Source organism: Corynebacterium sp. ACRQK, from assembly GCF_022345965.1.
Classification (GTDB): Bacteria; Actinomycetota; Actinomycetes; order Mycobacteriales; family Mycobacteriaceae; genus Corynebacterium.
The window spans coordinates 227,260-249,414 of sequence record NZ_JAKRMU010000003.1; the positions used below are offsets into that span (position 1 = coordinate 227,260).

The window sequence follows — 22,155 nt, forward strand, 5'->3', positions numbered from 1 at the left end:
GTGTTGCGCTGACGCGCTTAAGCGTGCTTTTCCTCCACGCGCTTAATGGCCTCTTCGGCAACCAGCTGCTGGATGCCCATGTCCAGCTCGGAGGTGAAGCCCACGCAGGAGCAGTTGATCTCGCCCAGGACGTAGGTGTCCTCGCCGGTCTCGTCGTCATCGGCCAGCATGAAGTCGGCGGTCCAGATCAGTGGGATGTTGTCGCCACCCAGCTTCTCGGCGATGACCGGGCGAGCCTCGGCGAACATGTCCACCAGCCCCTGCCACCCCTCCGGCTTCTGGTAGGTGTACTTCGCGCCAGAGAACAGGGTTGCGGAGAACGCGTCGCCGCCCTCGGCCGGCTTCTTGTGAACCACGAACACCGGATGCGGGCCGACCAGCAGAATACGGATCTCGCCCTCGACGATGCGCGGCAGGAAGCGCATGTCCACCAGCATGCCGTTGTCGCCGACGATGTACTGGTCGCAGAAGTCCATGAACTCGCCCAGCTCGCGAACCTCAGTGTGGTTGTCAACTGCCTCGGTGCACTTCAACTTCGTATCCAGGGGCAGAGCCGTGCCCGGCTCGATGGACTCGGCCAGCTGCTTGTCTTCCAGCTGCACGCGCCAGATACCAGAGCCGGTGGAGCCGCGGTTCTGCTTCAGCACGCGCTCGCCGTAGGACAGGGAGGTGGGGAAAGTCTTGTGGAAGGAGTCGACGTCGTAGTAGGCGGCGGTGTCGTCCGGCACCAGGTCGGTGTCGTTCAGCTTCACCAGCGCATCCTTCGCGCCGTAAGCCATCATCTCGGCCGGGGTGGACATGCCCACCAGGCCGGCCTCCTCGGTCAGCTTGGTCAGCATGTCGAAGTAGCCCTTTTCGCCGCCGGGGATGTGACCCGGGTTGACGCGGGAGATGTAAGCGTCGTACTTAGCGGCAACGTCCTCGTAAATTTCGCTGGCCTTCTCCGGGTCGAAGTAGAGAACCTCGGCGCCCCAGCCCTTCTCACGGATGGCCTCGACGATGGGCATAGTGTCGCGGCGGTGGCCGTCCTCGCCCTTGTCGTTTCCGCCCTGAACCTCAAAGACAACAATGTTCTTGTGCACGGTTTCCCCTAGCTCTGGAAGTAAAAATGCAGTGCGTGTGGCCACGTTTAGCCAACATCTTTAATTCTATGACCAGCCAGCCTGGGCGGCAGTGTAAGAAAGGCTGGCAAGAAGGCGCTAGACTCTCAATCGATCGAAAGGCAGGTGTTTCATGGGAATCGAATTCGACCCTAGCCCACAGCTCAAGCAGTACGCGCACCCAAACAAGCTGGTCACGAACGCGTGGCTCGGTGCAAAGCTGGGAACCCCCGGCCTCAAAGTCGTCGAGGTGGATGCCGATTCGCTGTTATACGATATTGGTCACATTCCCACCGCCGTGCGCCTGAAATGGTACGAAGACCTGTCGGATCCGGTGTGGCGCGACCTTATCGGGCCAAAGGAATTCGAGGAACTCATGGGGCGCCTAGGCATTTCCCGGGAAGACACAGTGGTGTTCTACGGCGACCACGCGAACCTGTGGGCCGTGTACGCGCTGTGGGTCTTCGAACTCTTCGGCCACCCGGATGTGCGGATCCTGGACGGCGGGCGAGACGCCTGGATGCAAGAGGAACGCGAAATCTCCTATGCCGTCGATGAGGTGTCGCCCCGCCCCGTTTACTCGGTGCCCTCACACCGTAACGACCACACCCACCGCATCTTCGTCGACGAGCTGCGCACGAAGTTCGACGGCACCCAGGTAATCGACCTGCGCAACGCCGAGGAATACACCGGCGAGGTAACCCTGCCCGGCTACCCTATCCGCCGCAACGGACACGTACCGGGGGCCAAGAACCTACGCGCCGACTCCTCACTGCTGGCCAACTCGCGCTTCCGCCCTGTCGAAGCCATCAAGGACATTCATGCCGAACTGGAGCTGGACCCCCACCGCGATACCGTTGTTTATTGCAACAACGGAGCCAGGGCCGCGCTCGAATGGTTCGTACTGCGCTTCCTCTTGGGGTGGGAAAATGTGCGGGTTTACGATGGCTCGTGGATCGAATGGGGAAACATGATGCGCGTGCCCATCGAGCGTGGCTAACCGGGGCGTGTAGCCTCATTAACTAACACCTAACTAATAACCCGAAAGGATTGCCCGTGACTTCCAGCTCCGCCGCTGATTTGACGAAGGTACTGATCGCCAACCGTGGCGAGATCGCAGTGCGCGTCATCCGGGCTGCGCGCGACGAGGGCATCGCTACCGTCGCCGTGTACGCGGACCCGGATGCAGAGGCACCCTTCGTGCGCATGGCTGATGAAGCACTGGCTCTCGGCGGCCAGACCTCGGCTGAGACCTACCTGGACATCGAGAAGATCATCGGTGCCGCGCGCAAGTCCGGCGCCGATGCGATCCACCCTGGATACGGATTCCTGTCGGAGAACGCGGACTTCGCCCAGGCCGTCGTGGATGCGGGTCTGAACTGGATCGGCCCACCACCAGAGGCTATTCGCAAGCTCGGCGATAAAGTCACTGCCCGAAACATTGCTCTTAGTGTTGACGCCCCTATGACTCCGGGCACTAAGGAACCCGTCGCGGATGCCGCAGAGGTCACCGCCTTTGCGGAGCGCCACGGACTTCCGATCGCCATTAAGGCCGCCTTCGGCGGCGGTGGGCGTGGCATGAAGGTCGCCTACACGATGGACGAGATCCCGGATCTCTTTGAATCCGCAACCCGCGAGGCCATCACCGCCTTCGGGCGCGGAGAGTGCTTCGTGGAGCGCTACCTGGACCGCGCCCGCCACGTCGAGGCGCAGGTCGTGGCCGATAAGCACGGCAACGTTGTGGTCGCCTCCACCCGCGATTGCTCCGCCCAGCGGCGTTTTCAGAAACTCATCGAGGAGGCCCCCGCGCCGTTCTTGAGCGACGAGCAGAACGAGCGCATCTATTCCTCCGCCAAGGCCATCTGCCGCGAGGCCGGCTACTACGGCGCGGGCACGGTGGAGTACCTGGTGGGGTCCGACGGGCTGATCAGCTTCCTGGAGGTTAATACTCGCCTGCAGGTGGAGCACCCGGTCACCGAGCAGGTCACCGGCTGGGACCTGGTGCGCGAGCAGTTCCGCATCGCTCGCGGCGAGGAGCTATCTCGCACCGAGGATCCGGAAATTGTCGGCCACTCCATCGAGTTCCGCATCAACGGCGAGGACCCGACGAACAACTTCATGCCGGCCCCGGGCCGCATCCAGACCTACCGCGAGCCCGCCGGCCCCGGCGTGCGCATGGACTCCGGCATCGAAACCGGCGCGGTGGTCGGCGGACAGTTCGACTCCATGCTGGCCAAGCTCATCGTCACCGGCACCAACCGCACCGAGGCGATCCAACGTTCCCTCCGGGCGCTGGAAGAGTACGAGGTCGAGGGCATCCCGACCGTGATCCCCTTCCACCAGGCCGCACTGACCGACCCGGCCTTCGTCGCCGAGGACGGCAACTACCGCGTGTACACCCGGTGGATCGAAGAGGAATGGGACAACCAGCTGCCCGCCTACGAGGAGCCGCTCGCGGCCGCCGCCGAAGGCGAGCTACCGAAGGAGAAGCTGGTCGTCGAGGTCGACGGGCGCCGCGTGGAGGTGCTGGTACCGGGCGAGATCCTGGCGGGTCGTGGCTCGGTGAGCCGCGCAAAGAAGCGCCGCGCGAACGCTGCGGACATCGCCATCACCGGCGACACGGTGGCCGCCCCAATGCAGGGCACCGTGATCAAGGTGGAGGTCGCGGAAGGCGATGAAGTGGCCGAGGGCGACGTTCTGCTGGTACTAGAGGCAATGAAGATGGAAAACGCCGTCAAGGCACACAAGTCCGGTGTGGTGCAGTCCTTGAGCGTCGGAAGCGGCGATGGCGTCACAAAGAACCAGGCACTTATGGAGCTGAAAGACGACAGCTCTACTGAGAACGAATAAACGGAAATAGGAAGCGCCCCCCATGACTGAAACCACCTCTGAGCAGGCCAACACCTTCGAAAGGAAGACGCCCAAGGGCATGATCTTCCTCGGCCTTGGGCTGCTGATCGTCGCCGTGATCACCGCTATCGTTTCGCTGGCGGGTGTGAAGGACTTCGGCAAGGGCTACGACGTTTCAGTCGGCAAAGAGTACTACCTGCTGGCAGATGAAGAAGCACTGAACGCGAAGGAGTGCACCCTGGTCGACAAGGAGGACAAGCCCCTCGTTGACCGCATCGAGGCCGCGGATCTGAAGTTCAGCCAGGATGACCTGGAGATCTCCGATGTCTCCCTGCCACTGACGAAGAACAAGGGCGTGTACACCTCGATCAAGTTCACCGAGGACATCGAGGGAGCCAAGTACACCTGCGACCAGGGCAACATCTACATCTCCAAGTACTCGTCTGGCACTCTGCAGGCCCTGCGGTGGGTGACGATGCTGTGCGGCGCTGCGGGTGTGGCCATCCTGATTCTGGCGGCGTTTGCCAGCAAGCGTAAGCCGGTCGCTGATGATGCAGATGACACAGAGGACACAGAAGACTGAGTGGTAGAAAACCTTACGAATCAACTGACTGGGACCTTGGCTAAGTGGAAAAGCTCCAAGCGGGGCTACGTATTGGCGCTCGATCAGGGGACCACGTCTACCCGCTGCATCATCTTTGACGCGCACGGCAAGATCATCAGCTCCAGCCACATGGAGCACCAGCAGATCTTCCCGCGCCCCGGATGGGTAGAGCACGATCCGGAGGAGATTCGGCGCAACACCCGCCGCGTGATGGCGGACGCTGCGGCCTCCCACGACATTCCGATCGAGGATTTCGCCGCGGTGGGCATCACCAACCAGCGTGAAACGACCGTCGTGTGGGAGCGTGCTACCGGCAAGCCCATCTACAACGCCATCGTGTGGCAGGACACGCGCACTGACAAGATCGTGAGCTCCTTGAGCGAAGAGCAAAAGGACATGATCTTCGAGCGCACCGGCCTGAACGCCTCTACCTACTTCGCCGGGCCGAAGATCCAATGGATCCTGGACAACGTCGACGGCGCACGTGAGAAGGCAGAGCGCGGGGAGCTGGCCTTCGGCACTATCGACTCGTGGCTGATCTGGGAGCTCACTCGCCGCTCACACAAGAAGTCCAAGGCGGGCCGCAGCGGCAATGCCCGACATGTCACGGACGTCACCAATGCCTCACGCACCATGCTGATGGATCTACGAACGCAGACGTGGGATCCAGAGCTGTGCGAGCTGTTCGGCGTGCCGGAATCCATGCTGCCGGAGATCGTCAGCTCCTCCGAGGTGGTTGGGAAGGTTCGCCGCAGCGGACCGGTGCAGGGGGTGCCGATCGCGGGCATCCTGGGCGACCAGCAGGCCGCTGCCTTCGGCCAGGTGTGCTTCAACCAGGGCGAGGCGAAGAACACCTACGGCACTGGCAACTTCCTGCTGATGAATACCGGCACCGAGCCGCAGTGGTCCGAACACGGGCTGATCACCACCGTCGCCTACCGGCTCGGCAATCAACCGGCTGTGTATGCGCTCGAGGGATCCATCGCCGTGACTGGCTCCCTGGTGCAGTGGCTGCGCGACAACCTGGGGTTCTTTGAAACCGCCGACGACATTGAGCCGCTGGCCCGCAGCGTGGAAGATAACGGCGGTTGCTACATCGTGCCGGCCTTCAGTGGCCTGCTGGCGCCGCACTGGCGCCCCGAAGCCCGCGGCATCGTTGCCGGGCTGACCCGCTATGTAACAAAGGCACATATCGCCCGTGCTGCACTGGAGGCCACGGCCTTCCAGACTCGCGAGGTGGTCGAGGCCATGAACGCAGACTCGCAAGTGGACCTGAAAAACCTGCGCGTCGACGGTGGAATGGTCGTCAACTCGCTGCTCATGCAGTTCCAGGCCGACCAGCTGGAGGTTCCGGTGACGGTGCCGGAAGTCTCGGAGACCACCGCCCTCGGAGCGGCCTACGCCGCCGGGCTGGCCGTGGGCTTCTACAGGGACCTCGACGAGCTGGTTTCCCTCTGGCAGGAGGAAAAGACCTACTTCCCCAAGGGCGATCCCGAGGAGCGCAAGATCGCCTACGACAAGTGGAAGCGCGCCGTGGAACGGACGTTCAACTGGACCGAGGATTAGGCTCCGGGTGCTACCTTAAAGGTATGAACGAACCGTCCCGCCGTGAAATCCGCATCTCCGATGTCGACCGTAGCGACGCTATCAGCGCGCTCGGTGAGCACTTCGCCGACGGTCGGCTCACCATGTCCGAATACGAGGAGCGCGTGCAGCAGGCCACCACGTCCCGCTCCGAGCGCGAGCTCGCGCAGTTATTCACCGACCTTCCACCGCTGGAGGCTTCGCGCGAGCTGGTTCCCTACTACTCCGCCCACGAGGTCGATCGTCAAAACCGCAGCGGCCGGAACGTGCGCCTGGGTTTGTTGCTCAGCACCGTGATTGGCAGCAGCGCCCTGGCCATGATCCTCAATGGCGTGTGGGCGAACTCCCCCATCCTTTTGCTAATGATCCCACTGGTCTTCGTGCTGCTCTACATCATGAAGGTCGGCCCTAGAGCCTGGTACGAGCCCAGCCCGGCACAGTTGGAGCGCCAGCGCTTCCGGGAACTGAAGATGCAGCAGCGCGCGCAGCAGGCGCAGTGGAAGTTCGAGCGCAAGCAGCGCACCCACCAGCTGACCAGCAGCGCGATGAAGTTCGCGCAGAAGCGCCTTAACGGAACTGGTCAATAACCCCGGCGAACAGGCGGATGCCGATGCCGAGGGCGCGCTCGTCGAACACGATGTCCGGCTGGTGCAGGTCGGGGCGCTCCCCCTTGCCAGTCCACGCGCCCAGGCGCGCCATGGAGCCCGGCACGTGCTCCAGGTACCAGCTGAAGTCCTCGCCGCCGGTGGATTGCGGGGCCTCCTTCAGCGCGTTCGGATCCACGTCCTTGACGGCCTGCGCGAGCGCGGCGGTGGAAACATCGTCGTTCATCACCGGCGGCACGCCCTTGGTGTAGCGCAGCTCGAGCTCGGCCCCGGTGGGCGCCACCAGGTGCTTTAGAAGTTCTCGCAAGGTTTCTTCGCCACGACGCCACACTCCAACCTCCGCGGTGCGGAACGTACCGAGCAGGCGGACCTCCTGCGGAATTGCGTTGAACGTGGAGCCGCCGTTGATTGCGCCGAAGGTCAGCACCGTGCCGGTGCGTGGGTCCACGGTGCGGGACAGCAGGCCCGGCAACTGCGAGGCGATGAGGCCTGCGGTGTACACCAGATCCGCCGCAAGGTGCGGACGGGAGGTGTGGCCGCCATGGCCGCGCAGGATGATCTCCACCACGTCGCTGGCGGAGGTGATCGCACCGGTGCGCACGCCGATCTCGCCGGTGCGCAGCTTCGGCTCGCAGTGGACGGCAAAGATGCGGGACACACCGTTGAGCGCCCCGGCCTCGATGACGTCCACTGCGCCACCGTCCATGACTTCCTCGGCGGGCTGGAAGATAAAGCGAACCTGGATCCCCAGGGCATCCTCCCCGTGGGCGTCAACAAAATCGGCAAGGGCGACGGCCAGCCCCAGCACGATCGTGGTGTGGATGTCGTGACCGCAGGCGTGCATAACCCCCGGCACCTCGGAGGCGTAGTCGAGGCCTGTGACCTCCTGCAATGGCAGCGCGTCGATGTCACCGCGGAAGGCGATGCGGGGCGCGCCGACAGGGCCGATGTCGGCGATCAGACCCGTGGAAGGCAGGGCCACGGGCTGCAGCCCAGCGCGCTCGAGTTCGGCGGCGAGGAAGCGGGTGGTCTCCGTCTCCATGTGCGACAGCTCGGGGTTGCGGTGCAGGCGACGGCGCCAGTCGATGACCCGCTGTGCGTTGTCCCGCGTCCAGTTCTGCACGAACTGGGCGACAGAATGGGTGCTGCTTTCCTGCGCGCGTTCCTGTGTGCCGTCTTGCACTTGAATACTCACGTCCCTCTCACTTTTACTGACCTGTCTAGTCTAGCGCCTGCGGTATTCTTGGTTGGCATGACTGCTTCCCCAAATCCCTATGAACTGGCCGCAGAGGCTGCGGCGGCGCTGAAGAAGCGCACGGGCCTCGATTCCTATGACTGTGCCGTGGTGCTCGGCTCTGGGTGGCGCCCCGCCGCCGACGTGCTGTGCGAAGGCGCGGAAGACCTGCAGGAGTTCCCGATGTCGGAGCTGCCGGGCTTCCTGGCGCCGACCGCGCAGGGGCACGGCGGCACGGTCCGCAGCGCCCGCATCGGCAGCCGCAACGTGCTGGTGCTGTTGGGCCGCACACATGCCTACGAGGGTCACGAGCTGTGGCGCACTGCCCATGCGGTCCGCACCGCCGCGGCTGCGGGCGTGCAGACGATCGTGCTGACCAACGCAGCGGGCGGCCTGACCGAGGGCATGACCGTCGGCGAGCCGGTGCTGATCGCCGATCACATTAACTTCACCGCCAAGACACCCCTGACGGGCGCGAACTTCGTGAACCTGGTGGATGCCTACAGCCCCGAGCTGCGCACCAAGGTGCAGAAGCTGCGCCCCGGCATGCGCGAGGCCGTGTACGCGATGATGCCTGGACCGCAGTACGAAACCCCGGCGGAGATCCACATGCTGCGCACCCTGGGCGCCGGCTTGGTGGGCATGTCCACGGTCTACGAGACGATCGCCGCGCGCGAGGCGGACGTGGACGTGCTGGGTATCTCGCTGGTCACGAACCTGGCGGCGGGGGTTACCGGCGAGGCTCTGAACCACGAGGAGGTTCTGCAGGCGGGCAAGGAAGCTGCCAACGACATGGGCAAGCTGCTCGGCGAGCTGGTGAACAACCTATGAGCCAGTTGAAGTTCGGCACCGCCGGCCTACGCGCCAAGATCGGCCCCGGGCCAGACGAGATGAACGTCAGCACCGCCACCCGCGCCACGGCCGGTGTGGCTGCGTGGCTCAAGGAGCGGAAGCGCCCCTTGCGCGCCGACGGGGTTTTTCGTGCGGCTGTGGGCTATGACGCCCGCTACGCCTCCCACGCTCTAGCCCGCGCGACGGCAGAAACCTTCGCCGGTGCAGGCTTCGACGTGACTCTCATCGCGGAGCCCTCCCCCACCCCGGTGTTGGCGTGGCTGGTGCGCTCCCGGCGCATGGACGTGGGCGTGCAGATCACCGCCTCGCACAATCCGGCGCAGGACAACGGCTACAAGCTGTACCTGGACGGCGGAGCACAGCTGGTCTCCCCCGCCGACCGGCAGATCGAGGAGCACATTGCCGCCCAGCCAACGGACGCGGCGAAGATCCCCCGCTCCGAGGCGAAGTCTGTAGACCTGTCCGTGGTCTCCGGCTACGTCACCGAGCTGAGCACCCTGGTGGCCACCGGCCGCCAGGCAGAGCTGGCGCCGCGGCGGAAGCTGAAGATCCTCTACACCCCCATGCACGGCGTGGGAGGCAATGCCCTGGAGTGGGCCTTGCGCGAAAACGGCTTCGGCAACGTGCACGCGGTGGCCTCGCAGCGCTGGCCGGACCCGACCTTCCCGACTGTGGATTTTCCCAACCCGGAGGAGCCGGGTGCCACCGACGCGCTGCTGGAAGAAGCCCGCGCCATCGACGCGGACCTGCTGATCGCCCTGGATCCGGATGCGGACCGCTGCATGCTGGGGCTTAAGCGCGCGGACGGCGATTATCACATGCTGTGTGGCGACGAGGCCGGCCCCTTGCTGGCGCGCCGGGTGTTGGCGGGCGTAGGGGCGTCCACAAAGAAAAAACCTGTAGTGGCGACAACGGTGGTCAGCTCGCAGCTGCTGGGACGCATGGCGCGCGCCGAGGGCTGGGACTATGTGGAGACGCTGACTGGCTTTAAGAACCTGGCGCGTGCTGCCGACAATCGGCCCGGTGAGCTGGCCTTTGCCTACGAGGAGGCGATCGGCACCGCGCCCGCGCCGCGCATCGTGGCGGACAAGGACGGCATTGCGACGGCGTTGATCGCGGCGGCGTGGGCGGCCGAGACGGATCTGGCCGCCGAGCTGGATGACATCGAGGCCACCTATGGAGTGTTCCGGACTGCGCAGGTCAGCGCCCGTTTCGACAGTGCGGAAGAAGCGCACGAGTTAATCGCGCGCTGGGCGGGGAACCCTCCGGCCAAGCTCGCGGGTGCGGCCATGCAGGCAGGGCCGATCGAGGATTCCGCGGGCAACCGCACCGACGGCGTGCGTCTGGTGGGCACTGCCGGGGATATGGGGCTGCGCGTGGTCGCCCGAGCGTCCGGCACCGAGCCAAAGGCGAAGTTCTATTTGGAGGCCAGCGCGGAACCGGGTGCGGACGCGAAGGCAGTGGAGGAACTGCTGGAGCGCCTAAAGGTCGATGTTTCGGGGGCCGTATAGGCGGTCGCCAGCATCTCCCAGGCCAGGAACGATATACGCTTCCTTGTTCAGGCTGGGGTCGATGGTTGCGGTGAACAGCCGGCGCACACTCACGTTGGCCTCCACCAGCGCATCCACACCCGGCTGGGCGGAGACCATGCACACACAGGTGATGTCGTTGGCGCCGCGGTCCTCCAGGAGACGGATGGCGTGCAGCAGCGAGCCACCGGTGGCGAGCATCGGGTCGACCAGGAACACCGGCTGGTCGCTGAGGTCGTCCGGCAGTGCCTCCAGGTAGGGCACGGGCTCGTGAGTGGTTTCGTCGCGGGCCATGCCGATGAAGCCAACTTGCGCGTCGGGGATCATGGACAGCGCCGGGTCGATCATGCCCAGGCCGGCGCGGATGACGGGCACGATGATCGGGGGCTTTTCCAGCCGCGTGCCCGTGGTGGTGGCGACGGGGGTTTCGAGCTCAAAGTGTTCCACCACCAGATCCGCCGAGGCTTCGTAGATCAGCATGGCCCCCAGGTCGGACAAAGCGGCGCGGAACTGTGCGTTGTCGCTGTTCTTGTCGCGCATGATGCTGAGCCGGGAGGCGACGAGCGGATGATTAACCACCTGAATTTCCATGGTTCCCCATTTTAGTTGATCCGCAATTGAACCTTTTGCGCCGCGGTGGAGTCTAAAGAAGCTGCAGAGTGTTTTTGGGGAGGGGTTCATGCTTTCAGGGGATGCGTTAGCAGCCGATTCGGAACTAATCGGGAAGCTAAGAAGCCGCGCACTGGACGTGAGTACGGCGCTGCAGGGAAAGGCCGCGCCGCTGCACGGCGCCGTGGGTATGGTGGCGCCGCCGGCGCTAAAGGATTTTCTACGGGCACTATCCACGGCGCGGAACGCCCACGATGGATTGTTGCGGGATGCGGAAAGTTACTTTAATGACGCCACGTTTGCCCTGGGGAGCGTTCAGCGCGGACTAGACGGACACGAGGGCGAATATTCCCACGCCTTCAGCGGGTTGAGGGAGGTCTGAAGTGCTGGACATAGCGAGTCTCGTAGCTCCACTGGCCGCGGCGATTCCCTCGCCTTTTAGCCCGGGCCTCAGCGCCAGCGTCTCTGGGGTAAGAGGCCTGGAGAATCTAGGGAATCTGGCGGCCTCCGCCCTGCAGGGGCGGGCGGGCGATAACGTCCACGGCTCCTTGGACTCGGTGGCCAAGGTCGTTTCCCAGGCCTTAGGTGCAGGCGGTGCACTGGACAAGCTGGCGGGGCAGGCAGCCCAGGCCGTAGAGCGAGCAATCGGGGATTTGAGCGTCATCTTCGACGACTGCGTACGGGAAGTCGGCCAGGCGGTGGCCACCAGCGGCTTGGCAGGCCCGCTGGGCTGGGCTAATGGCCTCGGCGCGGCGATGCCGGTGGTCGTGCGACACGTCGGGCGGGCGGAAGGTCGCGTGCACACTCTGGAGGAGGAGCTGCGCGGGCTGACCCTGGACGTGCAGCAGGTGGAGAAGGAGCAGATTCCCGAGCGGCTGCCTGCCAGGAATCCGGATACGGCAGAGGTTGCGGCGCCAGCGTCACCGGATAACAACAGCGCGCCGGGCGCACCAACGGGCCAGGCACAAAAGGCCGTAGCCGCGGCGAAGACGGCCCTGGGAACTCCGTATCAGTGGGGCGGGACGGTGCCGGGCAAGGGGCTGGACTGCAGTGGTCTGGTGCAGTGGGCCTACCAGCAGGCCGGGGTGGATCTGCCGCGCACGGCGAGCGCGCAGGCGGTCGGACCGCAGATCCCGCGCGCGGAATTGCAGGCGGGTGATCTGGCGGTGTGGGACGGGCACGTGGCGATGATCGTCGACGGCGGGAACATGATTGAGGCCGGTGATCCGGTGCAGATCAACCCCATCAGGCAAGACAATATCGGAATGCCCTTCAAGGGTTTCTACCGGCCGACGGCGGCCTAAGTAAACAGGCAAAGGACTTAGAGGAGAAAAACATGCCACTCATCAACGGACGATCCCACGGCAGCGGGTTGGCTCGCATCGTGAGCACTCCCCCACCTCGGGAGTATCTGGCTGCGCAGTTCCTGGGCGAAATGCCGGAAACCGTGCCCGCTGTACTGACGGCGGAGCTGCGCAACCGGCGGGCCGACCAGACGCAGGACTAAACACCGACGTAACCAGACCGACCTAGTAGAATGCCTAGCCATGGCAGCAGATAATGGCTTGAGGACATTCGGCAACGGCATCGTCGCCGTGGAGTTAGAGATCACCAGCGGCACCTGGTACACCCTGTGGGCCCCGAACTGGCTGGTCAAGGGTGAGCGCTGGCAGGGCTTCCTGGGCGATGACGACGATCTTTTCGTCTTCGACTCCCCCGCCAAGCTCCTGGCTTTCCTCGAGGACGGCGGCCGCAACGAGCTAGCCGACCACCCCAAGTGGGCGCAGTTCAAATCCGACTTGGTCACGAACGTAGTGCCAGCCCGCACCGGCAAGATCAGCCTGGTCGAGGTACCCCGCAAGCTGGCTCAGCGCCCGGGCTATGAATCCACCTCCGCGGTCGCCCGCGGTTTCGAGCTGCTGCGCTCCATGGGCAATGTCTTGGGGCTGAAGAGCGTGAACAATTGGTTCCACTCCTACTCCATCCTGGATAACGTGCGCCGCGGGCCCGACCACTACCAGTCGCAAAACGGCCTGGAAGAGTGGTCGGGCGTTGGCCGCACCGTGCTGGATCGGTGGAAGGGGATGCTCGACGACGTCGAAGTACACCTGACCGAGCCAGAGGTCGACGAAGCCAAGGTAGAGGACGCACAGAAGCGCATCGACGAGGCTCAGGAGGCCCGCGAGAAGCGCCAGAAGGAAAAGGAAGCCGAGGCGGCGGCTGCGGCCACGGCCACCGAGGGCAAGGACTCCGATCCTTATGACAAGACCATCTGGGCCGACGCCGGCATCGATCCGATCCGCATCAGCCTGAACGGCCAGTACGTCTACACCCTGCGCTGCTACGTCGGCGACAAGCCGCGCTTCCTCGGCCGCCACGGGGAGATCAACACCTTCCCGAACTCTCGTGCCCTCGTGCGGTGGCTTATTGACGCCCACGATCACGACCTCGAAGAGCTGGATACTTGGGGCGACCTGGTCAGTGCCGCCAACGCCGGCGAGCTGGAAGTCACGGTGCACGAATCGAACCAGTACTCCTTCGCCGGCCTGCACGACGACATTTCGGAATCCCTCGATGCCGTAGATACCGACCAGCTGGGCCGCGCCTACGAGCTACTTGCGGATGCTGCAGACTGGGCGGGCGACGACGGTGTGAACAAGATTCTGCTGAGCTACCCGAAGCTGCAGAACTACCTGGCTTACATGCTGGGCTCCCCATCGGACGCACAGCCGTCCGCTCCCTTCGACGAGGAGGCGAAGGGCTGGAAGGCTTTGGAGGATGGCCTGATTAAGCGCTTCACGCGCTTTTAGAAATTAGATGGCTGGCTCCGGCCAGCCCCAGGGCATCTTCGCCTGGCCGTTGTATTTGAAAAGCGCAAATACACCAAGAGAGACGGCCGCCAACGAAAGGTTGATTGCAAAATAAACGCCGATTTCTGCACTCCCTTGGAACACCTCCTCGAAAACCAGGCCTTCTTCCCGCAGTCGAGCGCCCTCTTCCCTCTCCATGGCCTTCAATGCTCGCTGGATCTTCATGATCGACCAGATCGCCCAGCCTAGAACCACCAGACCCGCGCCGATAAACATGGAAAAGGCCACACGCGGCTTCACCGCCTGTGACGACAACCCTGCCCCAGCCGTTCACATTCAGCCTCATAATTCCTTCATCGTAGTTAAACCTCAGCTCCGTCCATCCGAGAAAGCTCGCAGTGAATATAAGCAGGGCTAAAGCTGTAGCGCCGCCGGAGACGAGCAGCATCCATGTGCCGGGGCGGGCCCCCTACGACGGGTTTGGTTGCGGACGGTAGCTGTATCCAAACTGAGGGTTTCCACCCATCGCGCCGTAAGGATTGGGGTTGTTCATGGATCAATCGCTTCCGGTCATTCAAGGGCAGCTACTAACAAAAGAGCTCGTCTGGGCTTACCATGACGAGCTCTCTTGCGATGTAGAAAGGTTCTTACTGCCCCGGCTGGTTAAACGGGTTCTGGTTGCCCGGCTGGCCAGGCTGATTCTGCGGTCCTGGCTGCCCGAACTGGTTTGGCTGGTTCTGTGGCTGACCAAATTGCGGCTGCTGGTTCGGCTGGCCGAACTGCTGAGGCTGGCCCGGCTGGTTCGGCTGACCGAACTGCCCCGGGGCGTTGTTTCCATTACCCGGAACGTTCAGTTGCGGGCCGAACTTCACGATCGCCAGCACGCCGAGCACAATGATTGCCAAGGCAACGATGATGGCCAGGAAAACCGCGAACTTCGGACCACCGTCCAAGGTGATGTCAGATGCGAACCCGTAATCACTGTTGGTGGACTGAACGGCGTCCAGCTTGTCCTTTGCTTCCTTGTAGGGGCCGTTGAAATCAACGATTGTCCAGATGGCCCAGATCAGATGCACCGCACCACCGGCGATGCCGAGGTAGACCGCCACGCGCGGCTGGATCTTCAGCCACAGCATGACGGCCGCGGCGATCAGCAGACCCAAGGTCAAAAGCATGAAGAGCACGCCCAGGCCGGTGTTACCGAAATCCTCGGCGAAATCCTTCTTGTCGGCGTTGTCACTCACCGAGAGCATGCCCCAGCCGTTCACTCCAGCGGTGTACTTATCTTCACCAATTTTAGTCGTTAAGCCAACCCACTTGAAGAAGCTGAAGAACAGCACCAGCAGCGCTGCGATGCCTGCTACGCCTGCGGCCAACTGGTTCCACGCGAAGGATTGTAGCCCCTGCTTCCCTGCCGGACCAGGCTGACCCGGCTGACCAAACTGATTCGGCTGTCCCGGGTGGCCGAACTTGTTCTGCGGCTGCGGCTGGTTCGGCTGCTGCGAGTACGGATTCTGACCACCGGGGTTCGGTCCCGGCTGGCCATAAGGATTCGAATTGCTCATGGGCGAATGCTCTCAATCTTCTCTGCGAATAATTCCTATTTAGGATTCGCCTCATTATTGCAGCCCACTACCGAATCGGCGACCGAAACGGCGTTATCGATCAACCACAAAGAATTGGTCGAACTCCACGTTGCTGGCCACCTCGCCGTGTTCGTAGACTTTTAGGTCTTTTTGGTTGATCTCAATGCGCGTTCCGCCCCCGACCGGCACGCTGTAGCTGCCGCGGCTCGGGTCTGCGTAGGACATGTCCACGTCCTTCTCGATCGAGTGCCCGCCGACAAAGCTTCGGTAGTAGTAGTCGCCGTCGCCATAGGCTGCGTACAGCCACTGGTCGTCGGCATTGCAGTGCACAGGGCTTCTTTCCCATCCGTAGCTACTCAACCTGTACTCCGGACGGCCGGTATTACGACTATTCGGCTCCTCCGGGGTCGGCTCCGCTTCACTGGTCTTGGTTTTTTACGTTTGGTGGTCGTGGCGGGGCTCTCGCTAGTATTTTCGGACGCCACCGTCTCCGCCGCTACCGGCGATTCCTCACCGTCACCACCGTCCTTGCCCATAGTTGCTGTGGCTGTCAGCACGCCGGCGAGCAGCAGCTTTGGGTCGCCATCATTTAAGCCAAAGAACAACAGTCCCTTCACCTTGCCATTGTTGTCATCCACGGAGACGAGGTAGTAGTCCTCATAATCGTCAACCTGGTACTCGGTCAGGACAAAGCGAGCGAGATCGTTGCTCTTGGTGACTTCTCCGGCCTCGAGAGCGAGGGCGTCAAAGTGCTTATTCATGCCCTCGTATCCGCCGTTGTTCAGGTTAAAGTAATCCCAGTTACCTTCGAAAGCCAAAGCAGCGTGATTGTCGAACCACGCCTTGGTCTCGCCCTCCTTGCGCAGATCCAGAAACTCCTGGGAAAGGTTCTTCACTTCTCGCTCGTCTCCGAAGAACCAGTTCACACCCTTGTAGGCCCCAAACAACACCAAGACTTCGAGGAGGGGACAACAGCTGTCACGGTCAGCGCCAGCTTCGAGGAGCGGGCGAACTCGCGCTTCAGTTTGGACGGCTGCTTAGGCTGCTGTGGTTGTTGCGGTTGCCCCTGCGCCGGCACCTGAAACTCGCTTAAGTCACGCAGCGCGGCAATGTCGATCTCGGGGGGCGCTGGGATCATCCAGGCGGGCATCGTACATGCCGCGCTTCGTCGGATCCGCAATCACCTGACGCGCTACCTGCAGCTCGTCCTTCCCGCCCGGGTTGGAAGTGTTGCCCGTGCTCAGGCGCTTATCGATGTCCTCCGCGATGTCCTGAGTACTTGTGCTCCGGCCAATCCCAGGTGACTCGTACAGGTTGTAGTGCGCCACAGCTTAGGTCAGCTCCCATCCTTAAAACGTCGTTATACAGGCATTTAGATTAACTTGAATCCCGCAGCTCGTGGTTGAGAGAATCCAATTCGCCCCCGCCGGCCATCTCCAGCGTCAACTGCTCCAGAGCGACCTCAGAGTAGTCCGCGTCCAGGGTCTGCTCGCCCATGTTCAGCAGCACAAAGTGACTGCCCACCAGATAGGCATGGTGGGGATTGTGGGTAATCAGCACCACACCTACCCCACCTTCGGCGGCGGACTTGATGAAGCGCAGCACCATGCCGGATTGTTTGACGCCCAACGCTGCGGTTGGCTCGTCCAGAATGATCACTCGCGCACCGAAGTACACAGCCCGCGCAATGGCCACGACCTGCCTCTGGCCACCGGAAAGGTTGGCGATGGGCACCTCAACATCGTCCAGGTGCACTCCCATCTTCTCCAACTCCTCGGCCGCGATGCGGCGCATCTCATCGGCACGCAGCAAGCCGAAGCGCCCGGTGAGCTCTTGGCCCAAGAAGAAGTTGCGCCACACGGACATCTGCCCGACCACTGCTAGATCCTGGTAAACGGTGGCGATGCCCTTATCCAGGGCATCCTTCGGGCCGTTGAAACTGACCTCCTCACCGTCGACCAATACCTCGCCACTGGTGTGCTTGTGGCGGCCAGCGAGGATCTTGATGAGGGTGGACTTGCCCGCGCCGTTGTCACCCAGAATGCAGGTCACCTTGCCGGGATAAATATCCAGGTCTATATCCTTCAGCACGTGGACATCGCCATAGTCCTTGTCCACATTGCGGAGGCTGATAATCGGGGTGGCGTCATTAGAAGAAGACATTTAGCTGCGACCTCCCGAAGTGAACTTGGAGACAGAGTTGTTGGTGAGGACCGCAAACAGCAGCATGGCCCCAAGGAAGAACTTGAACCAATCAGGGTTCCAACCTGCGTAGACGATGCCCTGGTTCGTCATGCCGAAGATCAACGCGCCGATGGCCGTACCGATGGCGGTGCCGCGCCCACCAGTGAGGGCACAGCCGCCAATGACTGCGGCGATGATGTAGAGGAACTCATTGCCCACACCCTGGCCAGCCTGGATCGAATCGAAGGCGAACAGGTTGTGAATGCCCACGAACCAAGCGGCGAAGCCGACGAACATGAACAGGGTCACCTTCACGCGGCGGACGGGCACGCCGGTGGCGCGGGCTGCTTCGGCATCGCCGCCGACGGCGAAAATCCAGTTGCCGAAGCGCGTCTTAAACAGCAGCACGCTGGCCAGGGCCACGAAGAGGAGCCACCAGAACACGATGGTTTTAACCTCCACGCCGAGAATGTTGATCGAGGAAGCGAAAACGGCCTTGGCGGATTCGAAGCCCTCCATGTCGGCGATCGACGGGGTGGCGACCTGGCCGGTGACTAGCTTCGTTACGGCCAGGTTGATTCCCTGCAGCATCAGGAACGCGGCCAGGGTGATGAGGAACGACGGGATGCCCGTGCGCATCACCATCATTCCGTTGAAGGCGCCGATGGCCAGGGCGATCAGCAGGGAGAGGAATACGCCCACCCAGGAGTTCAGCCAGAAGTTGTAGTTCAGCATCGTGGCGGCCAGGGCGGCGGTGGTGACGGCCACGCCGGAGGACAGGTCGAACTCGTCGCCGATCATCAGCAGGCCGACGGCCAGTGAGATGATGCCCATCGTGGAGCTGGCATACAGCACAGTGGAGAACGCATCGAGGGAGCGGAACGACGGCGCGACGATCATGAACAGCGTGAAGATCAGGACCGCGCCGAGCACCGAGGTGAACTCGGGGCGCTTGAGCATACTCATCGCTTTCATCGCAGTCCTTCCTTGGCCGCGTCCGCGATGGTGTCCACGTTGGACTTATCCACGAACGACGGGCCGGTGAGAACCGGCTGGCCGCCACCCACGGTGGAGCCGTTGCGCTTGGCCAACCAGAGCGCGTCGATGGCCATGTACCCCTGCAGGTAAGGCTGCTGGTCCACGGCCCACTCGATGGTGCCCTTCTTGATAGCGGCGACGAGCTCCGCGTTGGTGTCGAAGGTGGAGATCTTCGCCTTGGAGCCGGCCTGCTCCTTGGCCTGCACGGCGGTCAGCGCGACGGGCGCGACCAGTCCCATGACCCAATCAATATCCCTCTGCTGTGCCAGCTTCGCTTGCACTGTGGACTGCACGCTGGTCAGATCCATGCCGTTAACGTAGAGGTTCTCCACAGACCCCCCACCGAGGCCCTTCTTGATGCCCGCGCAGCGGGACTCCTGGCTGGGGTTGCCCTGCTCGTGGATCACACACAGCACCTTCTTGGCGCCGTCCTTCGACAGGCGCTCGCCGGCACGCTCGCCGGCGACGGACTCGTCCTGGCCGAAGAAGGCGCTGACCTCGTACTTCTTGTAGTGCTCCATGCCGGAGTTCAGGCCGACCACGGGAATGTCCGCCTTCGCCGCGCGCTTCGCCGCCGGGCCCAGAGCCTCCGGGGTGGGCATGGTCAGGGCCAGGCCGTCGACGTTGGAATCGATGGCATTCTGCACCAGGTTCGCCTGGTCAGGTGCCTGTGGGGAGGAGCTGTAGCGGAGCTCCAGGTTGTTCTTCTTGGCGGCATCCTCCGCGCCCGCGCGGACGAGATCCCAGAAGGTATCGCCCGGCGCGCCGTGGCTCACCATCGCCACGGTGTAGCGCGGAGTATCCACTCCCCCGCCGCCGTCGCCGGACGCACCGCCACGCGGCCGACCACCGGTCTCCGAGCACGCGGCAAGTGCCGCGCCAGTGCACATAACCACCAGCATTGCCACCGCGCGGCGGAGGTTGAACTTAATTCCCCAAGAATTCGCCATGCAGAGCATTTTGCCAGTTCACAGGGTCAAAACCCAACCCTAAGCGGGCTAACTTAAAGCATTCAGATGCGTCTAGCTGGAGGTTTGGTTGCCCGCTTCGCCGTCGCTTTCGTCATCATCCAGGCTAAGCCCCAGCTCCTCCAGCTCGGCCTTGAGGTTCTCCATAGAAAGCTCAATATCCTGCTGGCCCGCGCTCGCTGCAACGCCCGCGCCGTGCGGCTGGCCGTGGCCGTGCAGGCGCTGCATGCCGTTGGAAAACTCGGTGCCCTCCGCGTCGCCTGCATCCAGGGCCTCGTCCGGCAAGGTATTGCCGACCTCGGCGTAGGCCGGATAGATCACGTTGCGCTCGAGGTCCTCGCGCAGCCCCTCGTCGCAGTACGCCACCTGCAGTGCGTTGCTCGTAAGCTCCAGCAGCTGCCACAGCTCCAGGTCGCAGTGCTCGGCCAGCAGCTCGAACTCGCGGGACATCGTGGTGCCGGAAACCAGGCGGTTATCCGTGTTCACGGTGCAGAAGAAGCCCATCTCGTACAGCAGCCCAAACGGGTGTTCCGCCACGTCGTCGCAGATACCCGTCTGCGTATTAGAGGTCGGGCAGATCTCCAGGGCAATGCGCTGGTCGCGCATGAAGCGGGCGACAGGACCCAGCTCAATGCCGCTCATGGTGGCATTAAAGTCCTCGTACACACGCACGCCGTGACCGATACGTCGGGCGCCCTGCGCAAGGGCGTCACGAAGAGAATCCACACCGGCAGCCTCACCAGCGTGAATGGTAAAAGGAATGAGGTTCCTGCGCAGCAGGTCGAACGCGGCGGCGTGCTTGGACGGCGGGAAGCCATCCTCAGCACCAGCAATGTCGAAGCCCACCACGTAGCCCTCGCCCGGGGTGTGCTCGCCGTAGTTGTCCACCGTAAGTTGGGCGATCTCCTCGGAGCGGTCCGCGTGGCGCATGGCGCACAGGATCAGGCGCACGTGGATGCGACCGCCGCGCTCGGCGACCAAACGCTCACCCTCCTTCACACCCTGAACGGTGGCTTCGACGACCTGTTGCAGGGAAAGGCCATCGGCCTGGTGTTGCTCAGGGGCGTAGCGCAGCTCGGCGTAGCAAACGTTATCGGCGGCCAAGTCCTCGACTGCCTCACGGGTGATGCGCACCAGCCCCTCGGCGGTCTGCATAACGGCAGTGGTGTGGTCGAAAGTGGTGAGGTAGGTCGGCAGATCGCCGGAGTTAGCCGCCTCGTAGAACCACTTTTCCAACTCTGCGGGGTCTGTGGTGGGCAGCTCATAGCCGATCTTCTCGGCGAGCTCGACCAGGGTGGCGGGGCGTACGCCGCCGTCGAGGTGATCGTGAAGCTCTACTTTGGGAAGGGACGCGATGATGTCAGAGTCAATCATGTCTTAAGATCCTAGCTGCATCCGCGCCCCACGCTTGCAGCCAGCCGCTAGCGTTTAAAGATCTTGGTGACCAACCCGCCGACGACCACGCCCGCGGCTGCGCCGACACCAAGCAGGCCGGCACGGTTGGCGTCGGTGCTTCCCGCACGCACCTCCTGGCGTACGCGAATGACAGCAGCCGGGGGTGCGTCCGGGCGCAGGTTAGCCAGGGCTTCCGGCGTAGTTGCAGCCCACGCGGAGCAGTACAGCAGGATGCGCCAGATGAAGTACATCAGCACCATCACACCGATCACCGGACCGAAGGCGGCGCCGGCGGGGTTGGACAGTGCATTGGAGAAGAACACGGTAGCGAACTGCTTGAAAACCTCGAACAGGATCGCGCCGATGATAGCGGCCTTCACTGCGGACTTGCGGGGCACCTTAGTGCGCGGCAGGTAGAGGATCATCCAGAAGAACACGCAGAAGTTGGCGATCAGCGCCACCAGCAGAGCCACCGCGAAGGTGATGTAGCGAATGCCCGGCACGTCGGCCAGCCCGACTGCATCCAGCAGCTGGGTGGTCAGTCCGGAGTTACCGATGGTGGTAATAGCAAAGGCGGCGATCAGGGAGACCAACAGGCCGATCAGGCCGATCAGGTCTTTGATCTTGCCAGATACGAAGCCGGCAGGCTTGCCGTCGACCTTCCACATCTCGGAAACGCCCAGGCGCAGGTGGGCGATCCAGCCCAGCCCGGTCCACAGGGCCAGCAGAAGACCGATGGAGAACACGGACTTCCTCTGTTCGATGGACTGTTCGATGATGGTCTGCAGCACCTCGCCCATGTTGCCTTCGCCCAGGTTGGCGACCTTGTCCATGACGTCGTTCAGCAGCTTCTCGTTGCCCGCCAGAATCATGGCCGTCACGGCCAAGGTCAGCATCATCAGCGGGAAGATCGTCATCACTGAGAAGTAGGTGATGCCAGCGGCGTACTGGTTGCCGCCCTGTTCGGTGTACCGATCCTGCATCCGCAGCACGTGATCCAGCCACGGCCATTTGTCGCGGTACTTATCCAGCGGGCCTGGATCGTCCTTGCGGGATCGCTCCACGCCGTAGTTATCCAGCTTGTTTTTGTCAGGATCGGTGGTCGCCAAAGGGACGGCCCTTCCTTCCGGTCGTCTCGTCTTGAAGATTCTCACATTAGTAAAGCACGGCGGGGGCTGCCGTGCTTTACTGTTTCGCGTTGCTGTCT

The 22,155-nt window shown here is 63.0% G+C and carries 24 protein-coding genes; 11 read left to right on the forward strand and 13 right to left on the reverse strand.

Annotation, left to right across the window (positions count from 1 at the left end):
* Positions 1-17: 17 nt before the first annotated feature.
* Entirely contained in the window at positions 18-1,082 is a 1,065-nt protein-coding gene (locus MHX63_RS05255; protein ID WP_239387537.1) for a Cj0069 family protein, read from the reverse strand.
* A gap of 151 nt (positions 1,083-1,233) precedes the next feature.
* On the opposite strand from MHX63_RS05255, the gene MHX63_RS05260 reads away from it, so the two are divergent.
* From MHX63_RS05260 to MHX63_RS05280, 5 genes are read left to right on the forward strand one after another with little or no spacing between them, the layout of a single operon-like run.
* On the forward strand, positions 1,234-2,100 hold the full coding sequence (locus MHX63_RS05260) for a sulfurtransferase (RefSeq protein WP_239387538.1): 867 nt from the start codon (positions 1,234-1,236) through the stop codon (positions 2,098-2,100).
* Positions 2,101-2,156: 56 nt separating this feature from the next.
* Positions 2,157-3,950, forward strand: a complete 1,794-nt coding sequence (locus MHX63_RS05265; protein ID WP_239387539.1) for an acetyl/propionyl/methylcrotonyl-CoA carboxylase subunit alpha — start codon at positions 2,157-2,159, stop codon at positions 3,948-3,950.
* A gap of 22 nt (positions 3,951-3,972) precedes the next feature.
* Entirely contained in the window at positions 3,973-4,533 is a 561-nt protein-coding gene (locus MHX63_RS05270) for a hypothetical protein (protein WP_239387540.1), read from the forward strand.
* A 36-nt stretch (positions 4,534-4,569) separates the two neighbouring features.
* Positions 4,570-6,120 carry a glycerol kinase GlpK gene (glpK, locus tag MHX63_RS05275; protein ID WP_239387541.1) on the forward strand — a complete coding sequence of 517 codons (1,551 nt, stop codon included), beginning with the start codon at positions 4,570-4,572 and terminating at the stop codon, positions 6,118-6,120.
* Positions 6,121-6,143: 23 nt separating this feature from the next.
* A complete protein-coding gene (locus MHX63_RS05280; RefSeq protein WP_239387542.1) occupies positions 6,144-6,725 on the forward strand; it encodes a DUF1707 domain-containing protein in 582 nt (193 codons plus the stop codon).
* On the opposite strand, the gene MHX63_RS05285 is transcribed toward MHX63_RS05280, so the two are convergent.
* Complete coding sequence (locus MHX63_RS05285; protein WP_239387543.1) at positions 6,706-7,938, reverse strand: amidohydrolase; 1,233 nt, start codon at positions 7,936-7,938, stop codon at positions 6,706-6,708. The genes MHX63_RS05280 and MHX63_RS05285 overlap by 20 nt on opposite strands.
* A 57-nt stretch (positions 7,939-7,995) precedes the next feature.
* Here MHX63_RS05285 and MHX63_RS05290 point away from each other — a divergent pair, with 57 nt between their 5' ends.
* Together MHX63_RS05290 and MHX63_RS05295 are read left to right on the forward strand one after the other, a co-directional pair.
* Positions 7,996-8,808 (forward strand): purine-nucleoside phosphorylase, encoded by an 813-nt coding sequence (locus tag MHX63_RS05290; RefSeq protein WP_239387544.1) that lies wholly within the window; start codon positions 7,996-7,998, stop codon positions 8,806-8,808.
* A complete protein-coding gene (locus MHX63_RS05295) occupies positions 8,805-10,340 on the forward strand; it encodes a phospho-sugar mutase (protein WP_239387545.1) in 1,536 nt (511 codons plus the stop codon). Before MHX63_RS05290 ends, MHX63_RS05295 begins: the two co-directional genes overlap by 4 nt.
* Here MHX63_RS05295 and upp read toward each other — a convergent pair.
* Positions 10,311-10,949, reverse strand: coding sequence for a uracil phosphoribosyltransferase (upp, locus tag MHX63_RS05300; RefSeq protein ID WP_239387546.1), 639 nt, complete (start codon positions 10,947-10,949; stop codon positions 10,311-10,313). The genes MHX63_RS05295 and upp overlap by 30 nt on opposite strands.
* A gap of 157 nt (positions 10,950-11,106) precedes the next feature.
* On the opposite strand from upp, the gene MHX63_RS05305 reads away from it, so the two are divergent.
* Genes MHX63_RS05305 through MHX63_RS05320 form a run of 4 tightly spaced genes read left to right on the forward strand, consistent with a single transcriptional unit; the run spans position 11,107 to position 13,777 of the window.
* Positions 11,107-11,349: a hypothetical protein gene (locus MHX63_RS05305; protein WP_239387547.1), complete on the forward strand. Its 243-nt coding sequence runs from the start codon at positions 11,107-11,109 to the stop codon at positions 11,347-11,349.
* Between the two features lies 1 nt (position 11,350).
* Positions 11,351-12,271 carry a C40 family peptidase gene (locus MHX63_RS05310; RefSeq protein WP_239387548.1) on the forward strand — a complete coding sequence of 307 codons (921 nt, stop codon included), beginning with the start codon at positions 11,351-11,353 and terminating at the stop codon, positions 12,269-12,271.
* A 32-nt stretch (positions 12,272-12,303) separates the two neighbouring features.
* On the forward strand, positions 12,304-12,474 hold the full coding sequence (locus tag MHX63_RS05315) for a hypothetical protein (protein WP_005291698.1): 171 nt from the start codon (positions 12,304-12,306) through the stop codon (positions 12,472-12,474).
* A gap of 40 nt (positions 12,475-12,514) precedes the next feature.
* On the forward strand, positions 12,515-13,777 hold the full coding sequence (locus tag MHX63_RS05320) for a hypothetical protein (RefSeq protein WP_239387549.1): 1,263 nt from the start codon (positions 12,515-12,517) through the stop codon (positions 13,775-13,777).
* A gap of 3 nt (positions 13,778-13,780) precedes the next feature.
* On the opposite strand, the gene MHX63_RS05325 is transcribed toward MHX63_RS05320, so the two are convergent.
* The 10 genes from MHX63_RS05325 to MHX63_RS05370 all read right to left on the reverse strand — a co-directional run bounded on the left by MHX63_RS05325 (position 13,781) and on the right by MHX63_RS05370 (position 22,057).
* Positions 13,781-14,065, reverse strand: a complete 285-nt coding sequence (locus MHX63_RS05325) for a hypothetical protein (protein WP_239387550.1) — start codon at positions 14,063-14,065, stop codon at positions 13,781-13,783.
* Positions 14,066-14,424: 359 nt separating this feature from the next.
* A complete protein-coding gene (locus tag MHX63_RS05330; RefSeq protein ID WP_239387551.1) occupies positions 14,425-15,342 on the reverse strand; it encodes a hypothetical protein in 918 nt (305 codons plus the stop codon).
* A gap of 93 nt (positions 15,343-15,435) precedes the next feature.
* Positions 15,436-15,693, reverse strand: coding sequence for a hypothetical protein (locus MHX63_RS05335; RefSeq protein WP_239387552.1), 258 nt, complete (start codon positions 15,691-15,693; stop codon positions 15,436-15,438).
* 26 nt (positions 15,694-15,719) lie between these two features.
* Positions 15,720-16,289, reverse strand: a complete 570-nt coding sequence (locus tag MHX63_RS05340) for a hypothetical protein (protein ID WP_239387553.1) — start codon at positions 16,287-16,289, stop codon at positions 15,720-15,722.
* Between the two features lie 168 nt (positions 16,290-16,457).
* The gene (locus MHX63_RS05345; protein WP_239387554.1) at positions 16,458-16,691 is read right to left on the reverse strand and encodes a hypothetical protein; all 234 of its coding nucleotides are present in this window, start codon (positions 16,689-16,691) and stop codon (positions 16,458-16,460) included.
* Between the two features lie 49 nt (positions 16,692-16,740).
* Positions 16,741-17,526, reverse strand: a complete 786-nt coding sequence (locus tag MHX63_RS05350; RefSeq protein ID WP_239387555.1) for an ATP-binding cassette domain-containing protein — start codon at positions 17,524-17,526, stop codon at positions 16,741-16,743.
* Complete coding sequence (locus MHX63_RS05355) at positions 17,527-18,522, reverse strand: ABC transporter permease (RefSeq protein WP_239387556.1); 996 nt, start codon at positions 18,520-18,522, stop codon at positions 17,527-17,529.
* Complete coding sequence (locus MHX63_RS05360) at positions 18,519-19,544, reverse strand: sugar ABC transporter substrate-binding protein (RefSeq protein WP_370644079.1); 1,026 nt, start codon at positions 19,542-19,544, stop codon at positions 18,519-18,521. The genes MHX63_RS05355 and MHX63_RS05360 overlap by 4 nt, the downstream gene beginning before the upstream one ends.
* 63 nt (positions 19,545-19,607) lie before the next feature.
* On the reverse strand, positions 19,608-20,927 hold the full coding sequence (locus MHX63_RS05365; RefSeq protein ID WP_239387557.1) for an adenosine deaminase: 1,320 nt from the start codon (positions 20,925-20,927) through the stop codon (positions 19,608-19,610).
* Between the two features lie 47 nt (positions 20,928-20,974).
* Positions 20,975-22,057, reverse strand: a complete 1,083-nt coding sequence (locus MHX63_RS05370; protein WP_239387558.1) for a YhjD/YihY/BrkB family envelope integrity protein — start codon at positions 22,055-22,057, stop codon at positions 20,975-20,977.
* Positions 22,058-22,155: the final 98 nt, after the last annotated feature.